Origin of the sequence: Acutalibacter caecimuris, assembly GCF_034335085.1 — a bacterium.
Taxonomy (GTDB): Bacteria; Bacillota; Clostridia; order Oscillospirales; family Acutalibacteraceae; genus Acutalibacter; species Acutalibacter caecimuris.
This window is the reverse complement of sequence record NZ_JAWXXJ010000061.1, coordinates 1-5,850: the sequence shown is the minus strand read 5'-3', so window position 1 is coordinate 5,850 and position 5,850 is coordinate 1. Positions and strand designations below refer to the sequence as shown.

Annotated in this window: 2 tRNA genes and 2 rRNA genes; all 4 read right to left on the bottom strand. The window is 51.2% G+C overall.

Annotated features, from left to right (window positions below):
• Positions 1-69: 69 nt before the first annotated feature.
• Positions 70-3,012: ribosomal RNA gene (locus tag U8U01_RS16935) — 23S ribosomal RNA — on the bottom strand.
• A gap of 314 nt (positions 3,013-3,326) precedes the next feature.
• Positions 3,327-3,403, bottom strand: a tRNA-Ile gene (locus U8U01_RS16930).
• A gap of 136 nt (positions 3,404-3,539) precedes the next feature.
• Positions 3,540-3,615 (bottom strand) — tRNA-Ala (locus U8U01_RS16925).
• A 140-nt stretch (positions 3,616-3,755) separates the two neighbouring features.
• Positions 3,756-5,287 (bottom strand): 16S ribosomal RNA (locus U8U01_RS16920).
• The 16S and 23S rRNA genes sit together here with 2 tRNA genes alongside, the layout of an rRNA operon.
• Between the last annotated feature and the right edge of the window lie 563 nt (positions 5,288-5,850).

Below are 5,850 nucleotides of genomic sequence, written 5' to 3'. Positions count from 1 at the left end.
CACAGTACCCTAAAAACTGAATAAAGGAGAAAGCGTAGAAAAGAATCGAATAAAGGGTTGGGAACCAACTTGGTCAAGCCCTCGGCCTATTAGTACTGCCAAGCTGAACATGTTACCATGCTTACACACGCAGCCTATCAACCTTGTAGTCTACAAGGGGCCTTACTAGCTTGCGCTATGGGATATCTAATCTTGGAGGCGGCTTCACGCTTAGATGCTTTCAGCGTTTATCCGTTCCACACATAGCTGCCCAGCCGTGCCATTGGCATGACAACTGGTGCGCCAGAGGTGTGTCCATCCCGGTCCTCTCGTACTAAGGACAGCTCTCCTCAAATATCCTGCGCCCACGACAGATAGGGACCGAACTGTCTCACGACGTTCTGAACCCAGCTCGCGTGCCACTTTAATCGGCGAACAGCCGAACCCTTGGGACCGAATACAGCCCCAGGATGTGACGAGCCGACATCGAGGTGCCAAACCTCCCCGTCGATGTGAACTCTTGGGGGAGATCAGCCTGTTATCCCCAGGGTAGCTTTTATCCGTTGAGCGACGGCAATTCCACACTCTACCGCCGGATCACTAACTCCAACTTTCGTTACTGCTCGGACCGTCATCCTCGCAGTTAGGCCAGCTTATGCGTTTACACTCAATAGCACGGTTTCCATCCGTGCTGAGCTGACCTTTGAGCGCCTCCGTTACTCTTTTGGAGGCGACCGCCCCAGTCAAACTGCCCACCTAACAATGTCCCCCGGCCAGATTCATGGCCGCAGGTTAGAATTCCAACAATCTAAGGGTGGTATCCCAAGGGTGGCTCCCTACAAGCTGGCGCCCGTAGTTCGCTGCCTCCCACCTATCCTGTACATAAATTATCGAAACCCAATATTAAGCTGCAGTAAAGCTCCATGGGGTCTTTCCGTCTTGTCGCGGGTAACCGGCATCTTCACCGGTACTACAATTTCGCCGGGCGGGTAATTGAGACAGTGCCCAGATCGTTACACCATTCGTGCGGGTCGGAACTTACCCGACAAGGAATTTCGCTACCTTAGGACCGTTATAGTTACGGCCGCCGTTTACTGGGGCTTCAATTCAATGCTTGCACATCTCCTCTTAACCTTCCAGCACCGGGCAGGTGTCAGCCCCTATACATCATCTTTCGATTTAGCAGAGACCTGTGTTTTTGATAAACAGTCGCCTGGGCCTATTCTCTGCGGCCACATCTCTGTGGCATCCCTTCTTCCGAAGTTACGGGATCAACTTGCCGAGTTCCTTAACTACCCTTCTCCCGTTGGCCTTAGAATCCTCTTCCTGTCTACCTGTGTCGGTTTGCGGTACGGGCGCCTGAGATATACACAAGACTTTTCTCGCCCTCGTCTAAGCACGCTTCCCTACTTGATTTCGGTCCCTTTCGCCCGGGGCAACCATCGCCCGGGTCGTGCCCTTTCAAGGTGTCCTCTTGCTTAAATCCTTCGGCGGCTACGGAATTTCCACCGTATGTGCATCGGCTACGCCTCTCGGCCTCACCTTAGCTCCCGGCTAACTTGGAGCGGACGAACCTTCCTCCAAAAACCTTAGACTTTCGGCCAATATGATTCTCACATATTTCTCGCTACTCATTCCGGCATTCTCACTCGTATACAGTCCACCAGCGCTTACGCTCTGACTTCACCCCATATACGACGCTCTCCTACCATTCGTAACCGTTCTTCACATCTTCACTTCGGCGTCTGTTTTATCCTTTCCGGAATTTAATGACTCCGCTTTGCTCCATCATGAAATATCTTCGCCCTCACTGAAAACATGAAGAACGATTACGAATCCCAAGCTTCGGTGTACACTTTAGCCCCGTTAAATTTTCGGCGCAGGGCCACTCGACCAGTGAGCTATTACGCACTCTTTTAATGAATGGCTGCTTCTGAGCCAACATCCTGGTTGTCTGTGCAACCCCACATCCTTTTCCACTGAAGTGTACTTTGGGACCTTAGCTGTGGGTCTGGGCTGTTTCCCTTTCGACAATGAAACTTATCTCCCACTGTCTGACTCCTGCACATCGATTATCCGGCATTCAGAGTTTGATAGGCTTCGGTACCCTCTCGGGCCCTAGGCCATTCAGTGCTTTACCTCCGGTAATCTAATGCAAGGCTAGTCCTAAAACTATTTCGGAGAGAACCAGCTATCTCCGGGTTCGATTGGAATTTCTCCGCTACCCACACCTCATCCGCTACCATTTCAACGGGAGTCGGTTCGGTCCTCCATGGAGTTTTACCTCCACTTCAACCTGGACATGGGTAGGTCACCCGGTTTCGGGTCGAATACAACTGACTTCATGCGCCCTATTCAGACTCGCTCTCGCTACGGCTCCAGGCCTTAAGCCCTTAACCTCGCCAGTTACATTCACTCGCCGGACCATTCTACAAAAGGTACCCGATCACCCTTTGACGGGCTCTCGGTGCTTGTAAGCACAAGGTTTCAGGTTCTATTTCACTCCCCTCCCGGGGTGCTTTTCACCTTTCCTTCACAGTACTATTCACTATCGGTCACCAGGTAGTATTTAGGCTTGGAGGGTGGTCCCCCCATATTCCCACCGGGTTCCACGTGCCCGGCGGTACTCTGGATACAGCTAGCTCACTTCACCTTTCGCATACGTGACTCTCACACTGTTTCGTCAGCCTTCCCATGCTGTTCTGCTAGGTTCCATGATACACATTGCTGTCCAAACCCCAGAAGTATTACTACCTCTGGTTTGGCCTCTTCCGCGTTCGCTCGCCACTACTAGCGGAATCTCGGTTGATTTCTCTTCCTCGCCCTACTTAGATGTTTCAGTTCAGGCGGTTCCCCTCATAGGGCTATGTATTCACCCTATGATGACTGGACATGACTCCAGCCGGATTGCTCCATTCGGATATCCACGGATCAAAGCCTATTTACGGCTCCCCGTGGCTTTTCGCAGTTAATCGCGTCCTTCATCGGCTCCTGGTGCCAAGGCATTCCCCTTGCGCTCTTTGTAGCTTGACCATGTGTTCTCATAAATTCGCTTTGAATAAGCTAAATTTACCCTTTAGAAATTGTAAGTTTACCTTCAACAAGTCCAAAGACTTATCTCTAAATTAAACTCTCGATTTCTGTCTGCTTTCGCTTTATTCAGTTTTCAAGGTACTCTGACTTTGGCTCCGCTGCGCTCCACCAAGTCATGGAGTTTATCTCTCGCGTGAAACGCTCGCCTCCCCTTTGGGAAGTACCAATAAACTCCTACGCACTGCGCTATAACTGCGCCGTCCGTCAACCTGCTTTCCACAGCTTTACCTTTAACTTGCTCTGGCCTTTCGGCCTGGTGGGCTCAAGTGGACTCGAACCACCGACCTCACGCTTATCAGGCGTGTGCTCTAACCTGCTGAGCTATGAGCCCAAGTTTGATTTTATGAAACAAAATCAACTTGTTGAGTTTGTTTCGAGTGTAAAACACTCGATTTTCCTTCGGAAAACCACAAACTCTGGCTGACTGTTCCACCGTTAGCTTGTCGGCTGTCTGTTACTCTTGCCCTTGGTGGAGATGAACGGGTTCGAACCGATGACCCCCTGCTTGCAAAGCAGGTGCTCTCCCAGCTGAGCTACACCCCCAACTTAGTGAAAGGTGTTCCCTTTCTCTCCTGAGAACCTATCTTTTGATAGACCCTCAAAATTAAACAACGATTAGGTTTTCCGACTCCGTGCCGACCTAGGATGGTTGGGCTTGATCTCTCAAACCCGATTCTCCATAGAAAGGAGGTGATCCAGCCGCACCTTCCGATACGGCTACCTTGTTACGACTTCACCCCAGTCATCAATCCTGCCTTCGGCAGCGCCCTCCTTGCGGTTAGGCTACTGACTTCGGGCATTACCGACTTCCATGGTGTGACGGGCGGTGTGTACAAGGCCCGGGAACGTATTCACCGCGGCATGCTGATCCGCGATTACTAGCAATTCCAACTTCACGCAGGCGGGTTGCAGCCTACGATCCGAACTGGGACCATTTTTAGGGTTTTGCTCTGCCTCGCGGCTTTGCCTCCCTCTGTTAATGGCCATTGTAGTACGTGTGAGGCCCAGGTCATAAGGGGCATGATGATTTGACATCATCCCCACCTTCCTCCGTTTTGTCAACGGCGGTCCGGCTAGAGTGCTCTTGCGTAGCAACTAACCGTAAGGGTTGCGCTCGTTGCGGGACTTAACCCAACATCTCACGACACGAGCTGACGACAACCATGCACCACCTGTCTCCGCTTTCCCCGAAGGGCACCTAACGTATCTCTACCTCGTTAGCGGGATGTCAAGACCTGGTAAGGTTCTTCGCGTTGCATCGAATTAATCCACATACTCCACTGCTTGTGCGGGCCCCCGTCAATTCCTTTGAGTTTCAACCTTGCGGTCGTACTCCCCAGGTGGATTACTTATTGTGTTAACTCCGGCACGGATGGGGTCAGTCCACCCACACCTAGTAATCATCGTTTACAGCGTGGACTACCAGGGTATCTAATCCTGTTTGCTACCCACGCTTTCGTGCCTCAGCGTCAGTTAAAGCCCAGTAGGCCGCCTTCGCCACTGGTGTTCCTCCCGATCTCTACGCATTTCACCGCTACACCGGGAATTCCGCCTACCTCTACTTCACTCAAGCTATGCAGTTTCAAAAGCAGTTCATGGGTTAAGCCCATGGATTTCACTTCTGACTTGCTTAGCCGCCTACGCACCCTTTACACCCAGTAAATCCGGACAACGCTTGCTCCCTACGTATTACCGCGGCTGCTGGCACGTAGTTAGCCGGAGCTTCCTCCTCTGCTACCGTCATTATCTTCACAGAGGACAGAGGTTTACAATCCGAAAACCGTCTTCCCTCACGCGGCGTTGCTGGTTCAGGGTTTCCCCCATTGACCAATATCCCTCACTGCTGCCTCCCGTAGGAGTCTGGGCCGTGTCTCAGTCCCAATGTGGCCGTTCAACCTCTCAGTCCGGCTACCGATCGTCGGCTTGGTGGGCCGTTGCCCCGCCAACTACCTAATCGGACGCGAGCCCATCTTTCAGCGGATTGCTCCTTTGATCACTAGGCCATGCAGCCCTATGATGTCATGCGGTATTAGCGTCCGTTTCCAGACGTTATCCCCCTCTGAAAGGCAGGTTGCTCACGCGTTACTCACCCGTCCGCCACTAAGATATACAAGATTCATAGCAAGCTACTCGTCAGCGCATATCTCCGTTCGACTTGCATGTGTTAGGCACGCCGCCAGCGTTCGTCCTGAGCCAGGATCAAACTCTCTAAAATATGGTATCTAATCATCTTTCCAGATGCTTAAACCTACCTTAGAGCATTAATCTGCTCAAGAAAAGCACTTGGCTTTCCTGTCCGTTTTTTCACAGGTTATCTTCCTGTTTCCCTAAGAGTTTGCACTCTCAAAGAATTCACGGGTCGTTCTTCCTTCTCGTTGTTTAATTTTCAAGGTCCATCGACTTAGCATCACCCTGCGCCGCTAAGTCGCCGGGTTTCCTTCGGAAACCCTTCTTGCTACTCAGCCGGCTTTTCGGTCTTGCCAGTCTCTTTTGCGCTCTGCCGTTTCTCTTGAGCGCTCGACTATCTTACCACATTTCTTTCGGTTTGTCAAGCACTTTTTTCGACTTTTTCGAAACTTTTTTGCCGACCTTTGGCTTTCGGCTTTCCGTTTCTTAAGCGCTCGACTATCTTACCATACTTTCTTTCGTTTGTCAAGCACTTTTTTCGACTCTTTCGAATCTTTTTCGTCCGCCTTTGCCTTTCGGCCCGCTCTCTTGAGCGCTCGACTATCTTACCACACTCTTACTCTTTTGTCAACTCCTTTTTTGAAGTTTTTT